This is a genomic window from Cellvibrio sp. OA-2007 (assembly GCF_000953825.1).
GTDB lineage: Bacteria > Pseudomonadota > Gammaproteobacteria > Pseudomonadales > Cellvibrionaceae > Cellvibrio.
In genome coordinates, this window is sequence record NZ_BBUL01000072.1 from 14,471 (window position 1) to 31,682 (window position 17,212).

At 46.4% G+C, this 17,212-nt stretch carries 13 protein-coding genes and 1 pseudogene; 12 read left to right on the forward strand and 2 right to left on the reverse strand.

The genetic code is table 11. The features are described from left to right. Positions 1-136: 136 nt before the first annotated feature. The 4 genes and pseudogenes from prsK to AWU77_RS03790 all read left to right on the forward strand — a co-directional run bounded on the left by prsK (position 137) and on the right by AWU77_RS03790 (position 5,462). Complete coding sequence (gene prsK, locus AWU77_RS03775; protein ID WP_062059456.1) at positions 137-2,194, forward strand: XrtA/PEP-CTERM system histidine kinase PrsK; 2,058 nt, start codon at positions 137-139, stop codon at positions 2,192-2,194. Continuing rightward, positions 2,191-3,096, forward strand: a pseudogene (locus AWU77_RS03780) (sigma 54-interacting transcriptional regulator); the annotation flags it as partial. The gene prsK and the pseudogene AWU77_RS03780, both read left to right, overlap by 4 nt. Positions 3,097-3,133: 37 nt before the next feature. Continuing rightward, complete coding sequence (locus AWU77_RS03785) at positions 3,134-3,946, forward strand: fibronectin type III domain-containing protein (RefSeq protein ID WP_062059459.1); 813 nt, start codon at positions 3,134-3,136, stop codon at positions 3,944-3,946. Between the two features lie 91 nt (positions 3,947-4,037). After that, complete coding sequence (locus tag AWU77_RS03790) at positions 4,038-5,462, forward strand: exosortase/archaeosortase family protein (protein WP_062059461.1); 1,425 nt, start codon at positions 4,038-4,040, stop codon at positions 5,460-5,462. Here AWU77_RS03790 and AWU77_RS03795 read toward each other — a convergent pair. Then, a complete protein-coding gene (locus tag AWU77_RS03795; RefSeq protein ID WP_062059463.1) occupies positions 5,443-6,606 on the reverse strand; it encodes a DegT/DnrJ/EryC1/StrS family aminotransferase in 1,164 nt (387 codons plus the stop codon). The two genes, AWU77_RS03790 and AWU77_RS03795, sit on opposite strands and share 20 nt — an antisense overlap. Continuing rightward, positions 6,603-7,748 carry a glycosyltransferase family 2 protein gene (locus AWU77_RS03800; RefSeq protein ID WP_062059465.1) on the reverse strand — a complete coding sequence of 382 codons (1,146 nt, stop codon included), beginning with the start codon at positions 7,746-7,748 and terminating at the stop codon, positions 6,603-6,605. Before AWU77_RS03800 ends, AWU77_RS03795 begins: the two co-directional genes overlap by 4 nt. A gap of 51 nt (positions 7,749-7,799) precedes the next feature. Here AWU77_RS03800 and AWU77_RS03805 point away from each other — a divergent pair, with 51 nt between their 5' ends. The 8 genes from AWU77_RS03805 (at position 7,800) to AWU77_RS03840 (ending at position 17,153) form a co-directional block, all read left to right on the forward strand. Then, on the forward strand, positions 7,800-8,972 hold the full coding sequence (locus AWU77_RS03805; RefSeq protein WP_062059467.1) for a glycosyltransferase: 1,173 nt from the start codon (positions 7,800-7,802) through the stop codon (positions 8,970-8,972). 134 nt (positions 8,973-9,106) lie between these two features. After that, the gene (locus tag AWU77_RS03810) at positions 9,107-9,724 is read left to right on the forward strand and encodes a PEP-CTERM sorting domain-containing protein (RefSeq protein WP_062059469.1); all 618 of its coding nucleotides are present in this window, start codon (positions 9,107-9,109) and stop codon (positions 9,722-9,724) included. A gap of 172 nt (positions 9,725-9,896) precedes the next feature. Further along, positions 9,897-10,826 carry a glycosyltransferase family 2 protein gene (locus tag AWU77_RS03815; RefSeq protein ID WP_062059471.1) on the forward strand — a complete coding sequence of 310 codons (930 nt, stop codon included), beginning with the start codon at positions 9,897-9,899 and terminating at the stop codon, positions 10,824-10,826. Beyond that, positions 10,823-11,935 carry a glycosyltransferase family 4 protein gene (locus tag AWU77_RS03820; RefSeq protein WP_062059473.1) on the forward strand — a complete coding sequence of 371 codons (1,113 nt, stop codon included), beginning with the start codon at positions 10,823-10,825 and terminating at the stop codon, positions 11,933-11,935. Before AWU77_RS03815 ends, AWU77_RS03820 begins: the two co-directional genes overlap by 4 nt. 5 nt (positions 11,936-11,940) lie before the next feature. Next, on the forward strand, positions 11,941-13,185 hold the full coding sequence (locus AWU77_RS03825) for a glycosyltransferase family 4 protein (RefSeq protein WP_062059475.1): 1,245 nt from the start codon (positions 11,941-11,943) through the stop codon (positions 13,183-13,185). Between the two features lie 135 nt (positions 13,186-13,320). Next, the gene (locus AWU77_RS03830; RefSeq protein ID WP_062059477.1) at positions 13,321-14,658 is read left to right on the forward strand and encodes a UDP-glucose/GDP-mannose dehydrogenase family protein; all 1,338 of its coding nucleotides are present in this window, start codon (positions 13,321-13,323) and stop codon (positions 14,656-14,658) included. A gap of 102 nt (positions 14,659-14,760) precedes the next feature. Then, positions 14,761-16,560 (forward strand): ABC transporter ATP-binding protein, encoded by a 1,800-nt coding sequence (locus AWU77_RS03835; protein ID WP_062059479.1) that lies wholly within the window; start codon positions 14,761-14,763, stop codon positions 16,558-16,560. A gap of 14 nt (positions 16,561-16,574) precedes the next feature. Continuing rightward, positions 16,575-17,153 carry a hypothetical protein gene (locus AWU77_RS03840; RefSeq protein ID WP_193747490.1) on the forward strand — a complete coding sequence of 193 codons (579 nt, stop codon included), beginning with the start codon at positions 16,575-16,577 and terminating at the stop codon, positions 17,151-17,153. Positions 17,154-17,212: the final 59 nt, after the last annotated feature.

Consider the following 17,212-nt stretch of genomic DNA (forward strand, 5'->3'; position numbering starts at 1 on the left):
TTATAGCGGCAAATACCCACACAGGCGATGGCGGTATTCAATAGACCCTTAAGAATCTTGTGAGGTTTTGATCTACCTCGGTCAACTGTTATGCTTATTGCCACGTTTTATACCGCCACATGGGATTCTAGCCAGTATGGAATATAACAGCGTTACTTTTGTAGCCTATTTTAGCGCCGCAGTCGTGTCTGCCTTGCTCACTGTCGCCTATCTGCTGCAACTGGTGCGCAATCAAAAAACCTGGCTATTTGCCGGAGCTGCCGCCGTCCATACCCTCCACCTCGGCACTATCGCACTGTCATTTTCCGAGCACTCAATTCCGCTGTACCTACTGATCATTTTTGAATACCTGCATTTTAACGCTTGGGTTTTTTGTATCGGGCTTAGCCTCAAACACAATACCCAGCGCAAACAATTGCCCGCCAGCCTGCAGTTATTGTTTAGTGGTGGCTGGCCCATTACCGCACTCGCGATCGCCATGCTGTTTATCCCCAATATGAATCAAGCGGGGTTATCGGTGTGGTTTGCGTTGGGGCTAGCGGTTATCGCACTGGTCAGCGTTGAGCAACTCTATCGCTACGCGGCAGAAAATGACCGTCAGATCAAACTGCTGTGTATGAACCTGGCGGCGATTTTTCTCTACGACATTTACCTCTTCACCCATGCGCTGATCTTCAAGGGGCTGGACCCCATGCTCTGGCAATCGCGCGCCGCAGTTTCTATTGCAACCTGTCTGTTTATGGCACTGGGTGGAATGTTATTACTGCAACGCAATGACCGCCCCGCCAACTTTAACCTCTCCCGCCCGATTGCCTTTTACACCACCTCACTGGTTGCCGTGGGGATTTTAATTACGGTGCTTTCGCTCGGTGGTTACTATGTACGCCTCTACGGCGGCAACTGGGGCACGGTTTTCTATAGCTTATTGCTGGTTGGCGCCGTATTACTGATTACCACTGTGTTTATCTCTAGCCGTATACGCATGAAGTTGTCGGTTTTGATCAATAAACACCTGTTTCGCTACAAATATGATTATCGCAATGAATGGTTGCGCCTAATCAACTATCTTGCGCAACCGGCCGAGGCCAGCGAAGTAAATCAGCGCGCTTTTTTTGCCGTCGCGTCTACTACCAAAGCGCCAGCAGGTGCGATTTGGCTGCGCAAACAGGGCTTCTATGAACCGGTTTATCGCGCCAATTTGCCCAATTTTATCGAGCTGCAAGAAGAGCCAGTTGATAGCCCTTTCTGTCGCGCCTTTATCGAGTCCGAATGGGTGTTTATCCCCGACAGCGGCGATAACGAAGCACTCAGTCAGCACAATGAGCTGCTGCCCAGCTGGGCGCACAATATTCCTGACCTTTGGTTAATGTTCCCCTTGATTGTAGGTGAGGAGCTGGTGGGTTTTATGGCATTGACCAAACCCGCAGGCGATGAAACCCTCACCTGGGAAGATTTGGACTTGCTCAAAACCATGGGGCGCCAAATCGCCAGCTATCTAAAGCGCCATCAGCAAGCAGAACAATTAGTAGAGGGGCGGCAGTTTGATACTTATAACAAGCTTGTCGCCTTTATTATCCACGACCTGAATAACCTGATTGCACAACACGCATTGGTCGTGCGCAACGCGGAAAAACACAAAGGCAATCCAGCCTTTTTTGAAGATGCGATCAAAACCATTAGCAACTCAGTTGATCGCATGAACAACCTGCTGAAAAAACTGCGCCGCGACGACTCGGATCTGGTGAAGCGCTTGTCGATTATGGACGTGGTGTATCAGGCGGTACAGGAGTGCCAGCGCGGCGGCCGCTCACTTACAGCTGAGATACAACCCACCCAGCGCACCATCAATGCCGATCAGGTACGTCTAGTGATGACCATTACCAACTTCATCAAAAATGCGCAGGAAGCCACACCTGACGATGGAAAAGTTCATGTTACACTGCAGATCAACAGCAACTCGGCGATCATCACTATCGAAGACACCGGTTCCGGCATGGATTGGGATTTCATTCACAACCGCCTATTCAAGCCATTTGAAACGACCAAATCCGGCAAAGGTATGGGCATTGGTGTCTACCTGTCACGCGAATATATCAGCGAGCTGAGCGGCACACTGAATGTCGCCAGTGAACCCGGCGAAGGCACCACCATTACCATCACCCTCCCGTTGAATAAGGATCAGCCCAGCGCATGAGCAAATCGACTTCGTCCAAACCCATCTTACTTATTGTTGAAGATGACAGCGGGCTGCAAAGCCAATTGCGCTGGCATTTTGATCAGTACGAAACCATAGTCGCCGACAACCGCCAGGATGCAATCGCCGCACTGCGCCTGCACGAGGCCTCCGTCATTATTCAGGATTTGGGCTTACCGCCCGATGAAGACGGTGTCGATGAAGGCTTCAAATGTATTCAGGACATACTGCGCATCTCGCCCAACAGTAAAGTCATAGTGATGACCGGCAAAACCGACCGCGATAATGCCCTGCGCGCCGTCGCCATGGGCGCTTATGATTTTTATCAAAAACCGGTTGATCCCAACACGCTCGATTTAATCGTACAGCGCGCGTTTCACATCCACGAATTGGAAGACTATAACCGCCGTCTCAGCGTATCCCAGCAAGAGCCCTTAGAAGGCTTACTCACAAATGATCCACAACTGTTGAAAATCTGTCGCCAGCTGGAAAAAATCTCTCCCACCACCGTAACCTGCACCCTGCTCGGCGAAAGCGGCACCGGCAAAGAGGTAATGGCACGCGCCATCCACCAACTAAGCCCACGGAAAAACAAACGCTTTGTCGCCATTAACTGCGCGGCGGTACCCGAAAACTTAATCGAAAGCGAACTCTTCGGCTACGAGAAAGGCGCCTTCACCGGCGCGAATAAAATGACTATCGGCAAAGTTGAAACTGCCAATGAAGGAACCCTGTTTCTCGACGAAATTGGTGACATGCCTCTCAATTTGCAAGCAAAGCTTTTGCGCTTTTTGCAAGAACGCGTTATTGAACGGGTGGGTGGTCGCTCCGAAATTTCCGTTGATGTGCGCGTAATTTGTGCCACCAATAAAAATCTCGAAGAAATGGTAAAAGACGGAAGCAGTTAACAACCCGAGCAGCTTAACCAATAAACCGGCAGTGAGCAGCGCAGAGGCATCCAGCCCCCAAAGCTCCAGCATTCAGGCCAGCAGCCTTGCCACTAGCGCCAGCACAATATCAGCCAATACCAGCAGCTCGCCCAAAAGCTCAGCCGACAGCTACACCCGTATTTCCAGATCTAGCGACAGCAGCAGTAGCTTTAGTACTAATAGCTCGCTATCGGCAGGCCAAACTAAAGATGTCACGCCACCCTCAGCGACCAAGCTCATGCTTTACCAAATCTCAGATACAAGTCTGAGACTGATATGGGACGAAGCCACCGACAATGTGGGCATTAATCGCTATGAAGTTGAGCGCAACGGTCAGCTGATTGCCGTTCTTTCTCATCCCACCAACATACTGTCAGACTATCAACTGCTCCCCTATACCGACTACCAATACACCATTACTGCATTTGACGCAGCGGGCAATAAATCGGAAAAGTCACCTGTTTTCACCGTGCGCACCCTGGGTACTGCAAACAGCAGCAAATCCAGCAGCTCCAAATCAACATCAAGTAGTAGCGCAAAAAGTACTTCATCAACATCAAGCAGCGCCTCTAGCCAAAAATCGGCCAAATTGACCTGGACACATCCAAACCAGCGAGAAAATGGGCAATATCTGGAGCTAGATGAGATTGGCGGCTATGAAATCCGCTATCGTAAAAGCACGGATAGCCGCTATACCTATATATTGATCAATAGCAATAAGGTGACCGAATACACTCACGCCGATGCCAACGACACAGAATTTGAAATAGCCGTCTTCGATACCAACGGTGTCTACAGCCGTTTTGTAAAGGTCACTCGATAAGTTCACGCTCAAAGATTGAACTAAAGATTTTTTTATTCGCTCGCGCTATTATGAACCGCATCACATTACATCGGATTGAATAGCGCCCTATATGGATTTAATTAGAAATTTAGCTCGCAACCTCACAGCTGCACCCATTTTTGCTGCCATTTTTGTTGTATCGCTGCTGTACCTCTCCAGCTTGATGACACTCTGGCAAAAATGGGTGCTGTGGGATCAGGATCTAGCTCATGCAATCCCAACCATTGGTGTCATGCTGGTTTTGCTGGTGCGCAGCAACTACGCCATCAAGGACACTCACCCCACAAACCTTCTTTATGGCCTGTTATTGGTCGCAACAGCGGGTTGCTCCCTGGCGTGGTATTTGTTCGAAAGCCTCAGCATAAGCCTGCCCGCCTACCTTCTGCTGACCGCTACACTCTGCTTGTTTATCGGCGCCGCTCTATCCCCATCTGCCATGCTGGGCACTCTGCCAATACTCGGCCTATTACTTTTTACCATTCCAATTTGGTCGGAACTCACCGGTGTGTTAGTAGAACTCAGCACTCTGGTGGTCGGTAAAATGGTAAAACTTAGCAACTTAACCGTACTGATTGACGGCAGCAGCCTCTTTATTCCCAGTGGCACCATTCACATTGCCGATGGCTGCTCAGGCATAAGATACCTGATCATTTCATTATTGATGGGTTACATTCTTATCCTGATCAATCAATACCGATTGCGCACCGCAATCATTACGCTTTTCGCCGCGGGCGCCCTGGGTTTATTCGCCAATTGGCTGCGCATCTATCTGTTAGTGCTCATAGGCTACAACACAGATATGCAAAGCAGCCTAATGCACGACCACGAAACCTTTGGCTGGATACTTTTTGCCTGTTTACTGATACCGGCAATTTATTTTGCGCCCATCAATCGCCCCCCAAACAAAATCATCAACATCTCCAAGCGACCAGGTTTTCTGGCGCTAGTTGCCGTGAGTGTTGGCCCGCTGCTGCTGTACATCAATACAAGCACACCATCGCCCCACTTCCCGCTGCAACTGAGCCATCTCGATGCCTTCAAAATCACCACCAGTGAACCTATAGGAACCGAGCTTAGCCCGGGGATTACGCGGGTAGACAAGCGTTTAATTGAACTGGAGGGACTAAAAATTCGTGTGGATTTATTTGCGCACACACCCAGCAGCGCAAGAGAGGAGATTGTGCCCTATATACAAGGGCTTACAGACCGATCTAATTGGTCGATTGAACAATCGCACAGCCAGAGCAAATTTAATCTCGCGATTTACAAAAAAGTAGGTGGCAATACACGCGTTGTGATCGCCACGCAATATATTGTCGGCAAGATCGAAACTGAAAAATACATAGCCGCAAAATTTTTGCAGCTGGTGGCAAATGCCGCAGGCGATAAATATTTTGGGCTGCTCACCGCACAAACAAACTGTGCGAATGACTGTCAGGATGAACTGAATAAACTGACGCGCGCCCTCGCCAGTATCAGTGTGCCGCAGAGCTAACCGGATTAACTCCAGCCGCACAAAGCAAAGATAAAATCCGCGCCCTGTATGGCTGCGAAACGTGACTATGCACAGGCAAGGTCATAAACCGCTGCGCAAAATGCCGCGCATTGTGCAATGGCTCCGGCACAATAATGAAATTAGCAACACCGGCAATCTGATCAATCGCTGCCGCATACATAGGCGAAGCACCCAGCCCAGCCGCACTCAACTGTGCAAGCAACCGATCTCTTATTTTTTCGTCAGCGCACAACAGCGGATACCGCAGCAATTGCATTTGCCGCGCAGCACAATTTTGATCGAGCTGCTGCAGCCCACCCGCTAACACAACTGAATCAAAACTTCGTGACAAGTCATTATTACGCGCAGAGTGTAAGTTAAAATTAGCGGTGACTAATGTTCGCCTATAAGAATCAAACTGCGCAATATAGTCGAGAGGAACGTACCGGGTTTCACCTAAACGCAACACGGGATTGCGATTTAACAATTGATACAACTGCGGTTTTAGCAACCAATTATAAGCCGCAATTTTTAGCGGTAGGAGTCGGGACGGCTGTGCCGATTTTTCTATGCTAGTCACAGCACTCGCAACAAGCGGGCGCTTTGCGCAGAGCAACCCGCCCCCCAACAAACTCATCGGTTTACCGCGCCCAAACGAAAATGTCACATAATCCGCGTGAAATTCCATCTCACTCGCGGCAGCCGGAAACCATTGCGCATTATCTTCAATCAATCGCGCAGGCAAATTCAGTTCGGCAATAAGCACCCTCAATTCATCCAAACGCTCGCGGATGCCTAAAAAATTTATCGCAATAACCGCAATAACATTCGCATCCAAATGCAAGCGCAACTGTGCCAAATCGTAAGCGGGATCATTAGCGCCAATATCTACCGCAACGGCTTCAACACCAGCATAAACACAAGCAGCCACCAAATCCGGGCAACAATACCCGGGAATGATGGCGCGCGGTTTTTGAACGTCAGGAAAATTAGCTTTTGCATCAAGCAGCGCCAAAGCTAAAGCCGAAGTACCTGAGTCGAGCCAATATTGATGCTCGCCAAACATCACCTCCAATATACAGTCCGCATTTTGCTCGAGCGAAATGCGATTGCCAACTGGAGCAAGATCACCATGTAAAATCATCGTGCGGAAGGTTTCCAAACAGTCATACGCTGACCGGCCAAAAATTTAATACCCGCATCCAGCAGTGCAATATTCACCTGCACAAAAAAATACACCAACTTAATCAGCGATACGGCTTGTAAATTCGGCAAAAAATGAGCGACTACAGCAACACCATAAAACGCTAACTGCGAGAGAAACACTAAAAAATAAAATGCACCGTTATCAGCTATCAATGCATTACTCAGAAATAACGCCAATAAAAACCAAGGCGTTAACCAGCGCATTAATTTATGTGAAATAACCTGAAACGAGAAAAAACCAAACTTACTAAGATTCAACACTTCTGCATGGCGCGACAAACCAGTCATGCCGCGAATAACCGTGCGTATTTTGCGCTGATATTCTTTTGATGGATCTTTCAGGTCTTGATAAAAACCCAACACATCGGGTGCAGTCACTGCACGAAGACCCGCTTTTGCCGTATTAAGTGCAGTATTAAAATCGCTGGGTGAATGAATATCCCATTCGCTGCACAAGGATTTGCGCACCGCAAAAAAGGAACCGCTCAAACCCACCAGCCCCGCTAATTTTGACTCTTGCTGGCGCAACCACATTTCGTATTTTACGTAAGCGCCCTCGCCCGCTACCGCACCATCCTGACTGATAAAACGATCTTCGCTGGACACAGCGCCCACACCCGGATCATTAAAATAAGTTACTAGTTTTTGAATTGCATCCGCAGGAATTTCGGTCGCCACATCGCTGAATACCAAAATCTCCCCGCTGGCCTCTTTGATCGCACACTGCTGCGCATGCTCTTTACCCAAACGCTCTGGCGCACGCACCAAACGCACACCGCGCTCAGCGTATTCGCGCACTATGTCGTCGGTAGCATCAGAGGAACAATCAGAGGCGATGATAATTTCAAAAGCAGCCGCATCGAATTGCAACTGCAAACTGTTTTCTATTTTTGCGCGCACCCGCGACTCTTCATTATAAGCAGTCACAATTAACGACACGCTAGCAGCAGCCGTTTGTGAGGTCATTTCCGCTTTGGGTTTTACGCCCGTTCTTGCCACTAATACACGCAACACCAAGGGATAAATAAAATAACTATAAACAGCAGCAACACCAAACAACCAAAACAAAAATGTTAACATTTCAACCTCTGGAAACTATCCCTAACAAAACCCGCTGAAGACATCGACACCATGCAAACACCTGCAACTGCGCCGATCAACAATGACAAGCCGCCGATTTTACTCCCTCGCCTCAAGGTTTTGCACATTATTTCTGGCGATCTCTGGGCGGGCGCCGAAGTTCAAGCTTATACACTACTCACCACCCTAAAAGATCGCTGCGATTTATACGTAGTGCTAATGAACAATGGCGAATTAGCCCAAAGACTCCAACTAGCAGGCGTCACCACCGAGATTATCGATGAGCAAAAAAATTCCAGCTTCGCCATCCTACGCCAACTCATCGCCACTATAAAAAACCTAAAACCCGACCTGATTCATACGCATCGTCAAAAAGAAAATATTCTGGCGAGCCTCGCCAATCTTCTTGCCGCAACACTTCCCTGGCGACGCATTCGCTCCTTACGCACCACCCACGGCGCACCGGAGCACAGCGCCAAAGGCTTAAAAAAAGCAATCATCTGGCTCGACAACAACACCGGAAAATATTTGCAAGACGCAGTCATCGCGGTATCCAAAGATCTTGCACAAAAATTAACGGCGACATTTCCCGCACGCCATATACACATTATCGAAAACGGGATCGACAGCAACGCACTCAATCAACTCACCCCCGCAGCTGATATACGCGCGCAGGCCGAAGACCACATTCACATAGGCATAGTCGGGCGACTAGAGCCAGTGAAACGAGTCGATTTATTTATCGATATAGCCAAGCAGCTGCTCGATCACACCCAAATAAATCATACGCAAGCACACAAATTAAAATTTCACATAATTGGCGATGGCAAACTCAAACAACATTTGACAATGCAAGCGCAGCAACTGGGAATCAGCCAAGCAATCGTATTTCACGGGCACCGCAGCGACTCGACTGCCGCCATCGCCGCGCTCGACATAGTTGTTATGTGCTCCGACCACGAAGGAACCCCCATGACCGCACTGGAAACACTCGCACTGGGCAAACCACTGGTCGCACACAGTGTAGGCGGGCTACGCGAAGTTCTCGCGGACAGCCCTGAACTACTGGTGAGCAACCACACTGCCGAAGGCTATAGCAAATGCCTGTTACAACTATTTGAACACCCGGTTAAACCTCTGCTCAACCGCGTTTACACCAGTGAAGAAAATGCTGCGCGCACACTGCAGCTCTATCGCACACTCACCAGTAAAGATGTCGAATAGATTTACACCCGCCAAATACGCGATTACCCAAGTTACTGTTACAAAAGGATTTTATATCATGGCACAAAACGTGCTTATAGGACTAGAGCGACCCAGGCTGGTCGTCAAACACTCACTTATCATGGAGATAGACAATGAAATTTATCAGTAAACTTTTCGCAGCAAGTGCACTGCTCGCAGCCGCACAAGCTAACGCACTTATCATCGACTTTGGTTCACCAGCTTGGACCCCAGCCGCTCACAATCAAACTAGCCACACCGTTGGCAATGTTACTGCTGTTGCAGGCCCAGCCGGCGCGCGCTTGTTTGCTGCTGACCCGCAAGACGGTCTTGGTGTTTTGGGCGGCGAGATTGATGAAATCGATCGCGCTGAATACATCAAGATTCTTTTTGCTAGCGCGGTATCACTGCAAACCGTAAAAATCACCGACTTGTTCAACAAAGACAACGAAGGTGGCGACGGTAGCGATCCAGTAAGAGGCGAAGTTGGTTATTTGTCGCTGTGGTTCGGTGGCTTGCAGGTTGGCTCAACCATGACTTTTTACGGCATCAACTCTACCCAAGCTAACGGCGAACAAACGTTTGTTATTGGCGGCGTAACCGTAGATGAAATCAAGTTTTGGGCTGGCGGCAAAAGAGACGAATTTTCTGTAAAAGCACTGGAAGTTCCAGAGCCAGGTATTTTCGCTCTGCTGGGTCTTGGCTTGATGGGTCTTGGCCTGTCACGTCGTCGTTTGGCAAAAAAAGCGTAATTACTCGCTAGCTCAAAAAAAGGCGCCTACGGGCGCCTTTTTTATTCCGCACAATTCCGCATTGCAACAAACTCTTATTAGTCTCTGTGGTAGAATCCCGCGCACTAAAACTATTTTCGCATGAACATTCCCCGCGAAAATCAATAACTTGCCTTAATAGACGACCAGGGAAATGAAACCGCTCATCAGCATAGTGCTATGCACTTACAACAACGCCGATTCATTAGCGATAACCTTGAATCAATTAGCGGCAATGGCTCAACCTGAGCCGGGACTTATAGAAATTATTATCGTCGATAATAATTCACCCGATCACACCGCTAAAATCACTCAAGCCATTGTGAGCAACCACTCTCACTTTCACTATTACTTTGAGGCCAGACAAGGCCTGTCCCATGCGCGCAATACCGGCCTGGAAAAAGCACAGGGCGACTACATTTTATTTACCGATGACGATGCGGAAATCCCCACCCACTGGGTCGCAAGATATATTGACATTATTCGCAATCTCGCCCCCGATTGTCTGTACAGCAAAATCAGTATTATTTGGGACAAACCAAAACCCTGGTGGTTTATTCCTGAATACACACCTTGTTTTGTCGGGCTGGATTACGGTGATGAAACACTTGATATAACCGATATTCACCACGAATTTTATGGCAAAAATTTTTGCCTTCGCAAATCACTACTCATCGAACTAGGAGGGTTTGATCCCAATTTGGGCCGCCAGGGAACAAAACTGGCCGCAGGTGAAGAGACTTTACTCTACCGGAAAATGATCTGGGCCAAGAAAAAGGTTGTTTACTTTCCCGATGCCGCAGTGGGACACAGACTCAAAGAGCGCGAATACAGTAGCGAAAATATTAAAAAACTGTTTGTTGATGGCGCTCACTCCTCGCACCATATCGCCAAACTGACGGCGCAAAAGAAAATCATGGGCAGACCAGCGCGAATGCTGGTGGACTCAGTAAAAAGTTTATTCAGCTCCACACTATTGCTCGCGCTCGCCACAATAAAAAAGAACACTGCAAAACGCTATTATCACTACCTGTGCATTTGCAAAAATATTACCTTGATAAAGCTGTGGTTTAAAACACCATGAATATCGCCCCCGCCATTCTCATCATGATTCATTGCGAGGAGCATACCGGCTACGCGATATCATCCCTTGAACATGTGTTCCACCAGTCTGCACTTGCTGCAGGCTATTCGAATGAACGCATTTTCTGGTCATATAACGGATTAAAGGATGCAGGCGCGGGCAATAAAATAGATTGCGACTATCGCAACCCTAATCCAGCTACTCTGGTACCTTTCCTACGCAACAACAACATACAAACCGTAATTGCATTTGACCTTGGTTATCCCGCAAAGGTTATTAGTTTACTTAAAGATAACGGCGTGAAAAAAATCATCTCTTACTGGGGCGCCAGTATGAGCAGCATTAATACCGGCCTAAAACTCTGGCTCAAAAAAGCCGAGTTTTTCGCGCGTCGCAACACACCAGACCATTTTGTATTTGAATCGGAAGCCATGCGCCGTACCGCCACCCATGGCAGAGGCGTTCCAGCCAAAGCAACCAGCGTGCTCTATTTAGGGGTAGACACAGAAAAGTTTTCGCCGAATTACGGTAAAGATTTTTACGCCCACGAGCAGCTTGGAATTCCCCAAGAAAGAAAAATTATTTTTTATTCCGGGCACATGGAAGAACGCAAAGGCGTAAGAACCATTATCAATGCCGCAATTCACATGGCAACCACTGGCTCACTGCAAAATATTCAGTTTGTACTCTGCGGCAACAAGGGCGATGAAGCAAAGACCTATACCGATATGCTCGCAGGCACGGCAGCAGAACCCCATGTAACATTTGCCGGATACCGCAAGGATATAGCCGCATTGATGCGCAGCTCCAGCATCGGCGTTATTGCTTCCACAGGCTGGGACTCATTTACTATGTCCAGCGTTGAAATGATGGCATCTGGGTTGCCGTTAATAGTCTCCAACTTACAAGGCCTGTCAGAAACCATCGAAAACCACAAAAACGGTTTCCTTATTAGCCCAGGCAATCACACCGAATTAGCAGAGAAAATATTCGTTTTGTGCACAGATACCACGCTCGCTCAATCTTTCTCTAAACACTCACGCCAGCGTGCCGAACAGAATTTTTCTGTTTCAAAGCAAATCAAAACGATGGCAAATATTCTTAGGTAAAGATCATGAATAAAAAAAACATTCTCATTTTTGATCAGGTAGAAACATCGGGAGGATCAATTGCAAGAGCCGTGGATCTAGCCAATGAACTGCAGGATTTTCGCTTTATCTTTATTACTTACCACCCTCTGGCAGATCTTTACCCCAAGCAACTCGCTGAACATGTTATAGCGAAACGTATTTTTTCGTTCTACAACTATCAACGTAAAAGTGCACATATTAATAGAATTAAAGCTCTTACAAAAAATAAGCTGCTAACTTTTTTTGGTTTGAAACTTGTAGCCTTACTGGACCTAATTAATGAATATTCGATTGTGGTTCAAACTCTAGCTAAAACCTTTTCAACAAAAATAGACTTGGTTCAGGCAAATGGCGGTGCTCACCCGCTTCCTTATCGAATAGCAGAAATAAAAGATGCCGCGCTGCTCTATTATTTTCGCCATCTGGATGACTATCGGTGGGCAGAGGGAAAAATGCTCGCTCGCGCCAATGATTATATTTTTGTCAGCGCCAATTTAATGAAGGCACATCTTGAACTTCTTCAGACGGTGCCCAAGGACAGATGCCAAGTTGTCCACTCTCCTTTTGACTCGCAAAAATTACTCGCAAAAGCGCCACCGTCAAACCTACAACTCATAAATGAACTTAAGTCAAAAGGCTATATAGTCATACTACATCCAGCGCGCATTTGTCACGAAAAAGGCCAGCACATTGCCATTGATGCAATAATAAAAATCAAAGATACCTACCCCAATTTTGCACTGATATTTGCCGGCAGTTTTGAGGATGACAGTGACAATAGTTATGAAAGGCTACTCAAGGATAAAATTCAAGAGCACAAGCTCGGTGAAAGAGTTCTATTCATTGGTCACCGCAATGACGTTGTACAAATTCTTCAATCTGCCGATATTGCACTACAAACACCCATTTGGTTTGAAGCACTGGGAGGCTCGCTGATCGAAGCTATGCAACTAGGTGTGCTCACCGTTAGTGCAGACATTGGAGGTACAAGTGAGGCAGTTATTCACCAAAAAACAGGGTTATTATTCCCCCCCGGAAATAGTGATGAACTTGCCAGACTGCTCGCTATGATTGCTGAAAACCAGATCGACACTAAAGCGTTAGCTGAAGCAGGTAAGGAACATGCGTATAGAAATTGGGGGGCTGAACTTATTCAACAAAAGATGCGCCGCATTTATTCTGATGCCATAGCTACATTCCACCAAACAGATTCAAATAAACACCATTAACAAATTCACTTCGAATAGATTTCTACCAGTTATTTTACGCATCATGTGTTACTCATGAGCACATAGAGTACTCGAATGTAAGAGCAAATAGCGCGAGCATTTCAAATTTACAAAAAATTTCATCTGGATTAAAAAATGAAAGTGACAGTATTCGGTATTGGTTATGTAGGATTGGTTCAAGCCGCTGTCTTAGCAGAAGTAGGGCACGAGGTTATTTGTGTCGATGTTGACGCACGTAAAGTTGAGCGCTTGATACAAGGACAAATTCCAATCTATGAACCAGGGCTTGAAAACCTTGTAAAAGAAAACCATGCAGCAGGTCGGCTACACTTTACGACAGATGCAAAAGCCGGTGTAACGCATGGCGAGATTCAATTCATTGCCGTAGGCACACCACCTGACGAAGATGGTTCAGCTGATTTGAAGTATGTGCTAGCTGTAGCTTCAACCATTGCTCAACATATGAATAAAAGCCAGATCATTGTGAATAAATCTACCGTTCCGGTAGGCACAGGAGACAAAGTAAAAGCGAAAGCGCAGGAAGTTTTGTCCGAACGGAAACGTGCCGATTTAACATTCGACATCATTTCAAACCCAGAGTTTTTAAAAGAAGGGTCTGCCGTCGCAGATTGCATGAAACCAGATCGCATTATTATTGGAACAGATAGTAGGAGCGCTGAGGAAATTATGCGAGAGCTCTATGCTCCATTTAATCGCAATCACGAAAAAATTATTGTCATGGATGTGCGCAGTGCTGAACTCACGAAATATGCCGCAAACTGTATGCTCGCAACAAAAATCAGCTTCATGAACGAGATGGCAAATTTGGCCGAATTGCTGGGTGCTGATATCGAAGCTGTGCGGCATGGAATAGGAAGCGATCCACGCATCGGCTATCAGTTCATATATCCAGGCGTGGGCTACGGCGGTTCGTGCTTTCCAAAAGATGTGCAAGCGCTCATACAGACAGCGCAAAAAATTCATTTCGACTCAAAAGTTTTAAAGGCAGTTGAAGCCAGAAATAATGAACAAAAAACGACGCTATTTAGAAAAATTCATCAGCATTTCGACGGCAGCATAGCAGGAAAAGTAATTGCAGTTTGGGGATTGTCCTTTAAACCGAATACTGACGACATGCGCGAAGCTCCTTCACGCACATTAATAGAGGCTCTTTGGGCAGAAGGAGCAAAAGTTCAGGCATTTGACCCAGAGGCCATGACAGAAACTCAACGCATTTATGGCAACCGCGATGATCTATTACTATGCGGCACCAAAGAAGCAGCACTAAAAGGCGCAGATGCTTTAGCGATAGTTACCGAATGGCAGGCGTTTCGCGCACCGGATTTTGATGTAATTAAAGATATGCTATCAGATGCAGTCATTTTTGATGGGCGCAACATGTATGACCCTACGCGCATGCAGAAAAAAGGAATTCTGTATTATTCTGTGGGAAGAAAAAGCACCAATAGCTGAAATCTATTCGCAAATAAAATCGTAAATTAGATTTATCATCAACTCAGACGAACCACTAATTAAAAATTGATTTCATGTTTTAGCAATGGACACTGACCGTTTATGTATATCCTAAGTATCATCCGCAGTATTTACGCCGTTTTGAGCCGTGAGCAAAAAAACAAGATGCTGCTTCTGCAATTCTTTTTTGCATTCTCTGCCATAGTGCAAGTAGTAGGTGTGGCCAGCATTGCGCCGTTCATCGGTATTATTTCAAACCCGGATAGCATCCACAGCAACAAGGTGCTCGCCACACTCTATGAACTGGGAAAGTTTGAATCTAACAACGAATTTATTCTGGGCTTTGCGCTGCTATCGATTGCGATGATTGTGATTTCCAACAGCGTCAGCGCCATCACTCTCTGGCTGCAATTGCGCTTTTCAATTTATCTGGGCAGCAGCTTTCAATTTCAACTATTTGAAAAATTTATCAATCGCGATTACTTATTTCACAAGTCCACCAATTACAACAAGCTGATCTCCATTATCTCAGCCGATGCTCCCCGCTTTATTTATATGGTGCTGCAACCCTACTTGCTAATGTGCAGCCAGGCATTTGTTGCCATTATTATTCTTGTTGGGCTGTTGTTTCTCGACCCAGTCATTGCCATAGGTTCAGCATTTCTTATAGGTGGCGCTTACTTGGGAACCTACTGGATTATAAAGCGGTCGCTCAAGCGACACGGTGAAATTATTACTGAGCGCAATCGCTCAATACAGGCGTTGCTTTCAGAATCGTTTATTGGAATTAAAGATATCAAGCTCAACGCACTGGAAGCTAAATACACAGCCAGTTATCGCACCATCAATCAGCGCGGATTAGACTCAAGTGCCTACATAGCACTCTCGGGTGAGTTGCCCCGCTATGCAATTGAAACAATTTCCTTTAGTGCCATTTTACTCTTCGCCATTTTACTGTTAGCAAATAGCACTAGCAGTACGAGTGTCGTTTCTATATTAAGTATCTATGCAATAGCCGGATACAAACTATTGCCCACTATGCAGCAGATGTACAAGTCAATTTCAAGCATAAGTGCAAACGGTGGCGTGGTGCTTGAATTAAAGGCAAACCTAGACGTTATCACTCAAGCAAACATGCAGGTAAAAGCTGAACCAATGAAAGAAGTCAGCTCAATCACTTTACACAACATTTCTTATCAATACCCCAAAACCGATAAGCTTGCGTTAGATGCTGTATCCATCAACTTTATGCAAGGCCAACTCAACACAATCGCCGGGCCATCGGGATCAGGGAAATCCACCTTGGCAGATATTATTCTCGGATTACTGCCGCCCGCCGCAGGCGAGATGAAAGCAAATGGACTCAGCATTCAAGGTGAGCGACTGCAGTCTTATCAGGCAACGATTGGCTATGTACCGCAACATATTTTTATATTGGATGACAGCGTAATTGCCAATGTCGCTTTTGGTGTGGATAAAAACGATATAGATCTTGAGCAAGTTAAGCAGGCGCTAATTCACGCCAATGCTATGGAGTTTGTCGCAAAGTTACCTAAGGGTTTGGAAACTGGTCTGGGGCAAGATGGCAAATTGCTCAGCGGCGGGCAGCGCCAGCGCATCGGTATTGCTCGCGCACTTTATCGAAATAACAAAGTACTGGTATTAGATGAACCCACCAGTGCGCTCGATATAGAGTCCGAGCACGACTTGATGAACCTACTGAATCAACTCAAAAATGAGGTGTTGATAATAGTAATTTCCCACCGCCCGGCTGCGATTAAACTCTCTGACCGAATTTCCGTGATTGCCGATGGTAAATTAATCGCAAACGGAGAATATTCACAGTTGTATGCAGAAAATAGTTATTTTAAATCCATGATCGAAAAAGGATTTTTAAGCTAGCGCCAGGGTGACAAATGGAAACCATTATGAAAGCGGAAGATATTAAAATCGCTTGGATAATTAATGCGTATCAAAAACCCGAGCAAATCATTCAGATTATTGATCGGGTTCTTGGTCCACTGGATAGTGTATGGCTTCACTACGATAAAAAGGCATCTGAAGCTGAATTTCAGTATCTATGCAATTACTATAAAGCTGACCCCAGAGTACATCTTTACAAAAAATTCCCTATTTTTTGGGGTGGGATACAAATAGTTTGGGCAGATCTATTTTTAGCAAAAAAGCTATTAAGCAGCGCCACGCCATTTGACTACGTTATACACATCACTGGCACAACCTACCCTATTAAATCAGGCAGCGCTTTACGACAATTTTTAGCAGATAACTTTCAAACCAGCTTCATAAACCTAGACCCCAACGAAGCAGTTTCTGCAACAGGATCTACCCGCTCCCGTTTTTATGCAAAGGAACACTTTGGTATTTATCCGGGTAGAAACATACCCAAATACAATTTAGTGAATAGGATTAGGTACAAGATCAACCTTAAATTGTTGCGAATGTTTGATCCCTACCGCGAATATCGGACACCTTAGAAACTGAGTAAACTTACTCCAGAGGTGATCCATGAGCAAGAAACAATCCACGCAAACGA

Bases quoted from the DNA above. Each gene is read 5' to 3' on its own strand.
- prsK (WP_062059456.1), top strand. From the start codon at position 137: ATGGAATATAACAGCGTTACTTTTGTAGCCTATTTTAGCGCCGCAGTC.
- AWU77_RS03790 (WP_062059461.1), top strand. From the start codon at position 4,038: ATGGATTTAATTAGAAATTTAGCTCGCAACCTCACAGCTGCACCCATT.
- AWU77_RS03795 (WP_062059463.1), bottom strand. From the start codon at position 6,606: ATGATTTTACATGGTGATCTTGCTCCAGTTGGCAATCGCATTTCGCTC.
- AWU77_RS03800 (WP_062059465.1), bottom strand. From the start codon at position 7,748: ATGTTAACATTTTTGTTTTGGTTGTTTGGTGTTGCTGCTGTTTATAGT.
- AWU77_RS03805 (WP_062059467.1), top strand. From the start codon at position 7,800: ATGCAAACACCTGCAACTGCGCCGATCAACAATGACAAGCCGCCGATT.
- AWU77_RS03810 (WP_062059469.1), top strand. From the start codon at position 9,107: ATGAAATTTATCAGTAAACTTTTCGCAGCAAGTGCACTGCTCGCAGCC.
- AWU77_RS03815 (WP_062059471.1), top strand. From the start codon at position 9,897: ATGAAACCGCTCATCAGCATAGTGCTATGCACTTACAACAACGCCGAT.
- AWU77_RS03820 (WP_062059473.1), top strand. From the start codon at position 10,823: ATGAATATCGCCCCCGCCATTCTCATCATGATTCATTGCGAGGAGCAT.
- AWU77_RS03825 (WP_062059475.1), top strand. From the start codon at position 11,941: ATGAATAAAAAAAACATTCTCATTTTTGATCAGGTAGAAACATCGGGA.
- AWU77_RS03830 (WP_062059477.1), top strand. From the start codon at position 13,321: ATGAAAGTGACAGTATTCGGTATTGGTTATGTAGGATTGGTTCAAGCC.
- AWU77_RS03835 (WP_062059479.1), top strand. From the start codon at position 14,761: ATGTATATCCTAAGTATCATCCGCAGTATTTACGCCGTTTTGAGCCGT.
- AWU77_RS03840 (WP_193747490.1), top strand. From the start codon at position 16,575: ATGGAAACCATTATGAAAGCGGAAGATATTAAAATCGCTTGGATAATT.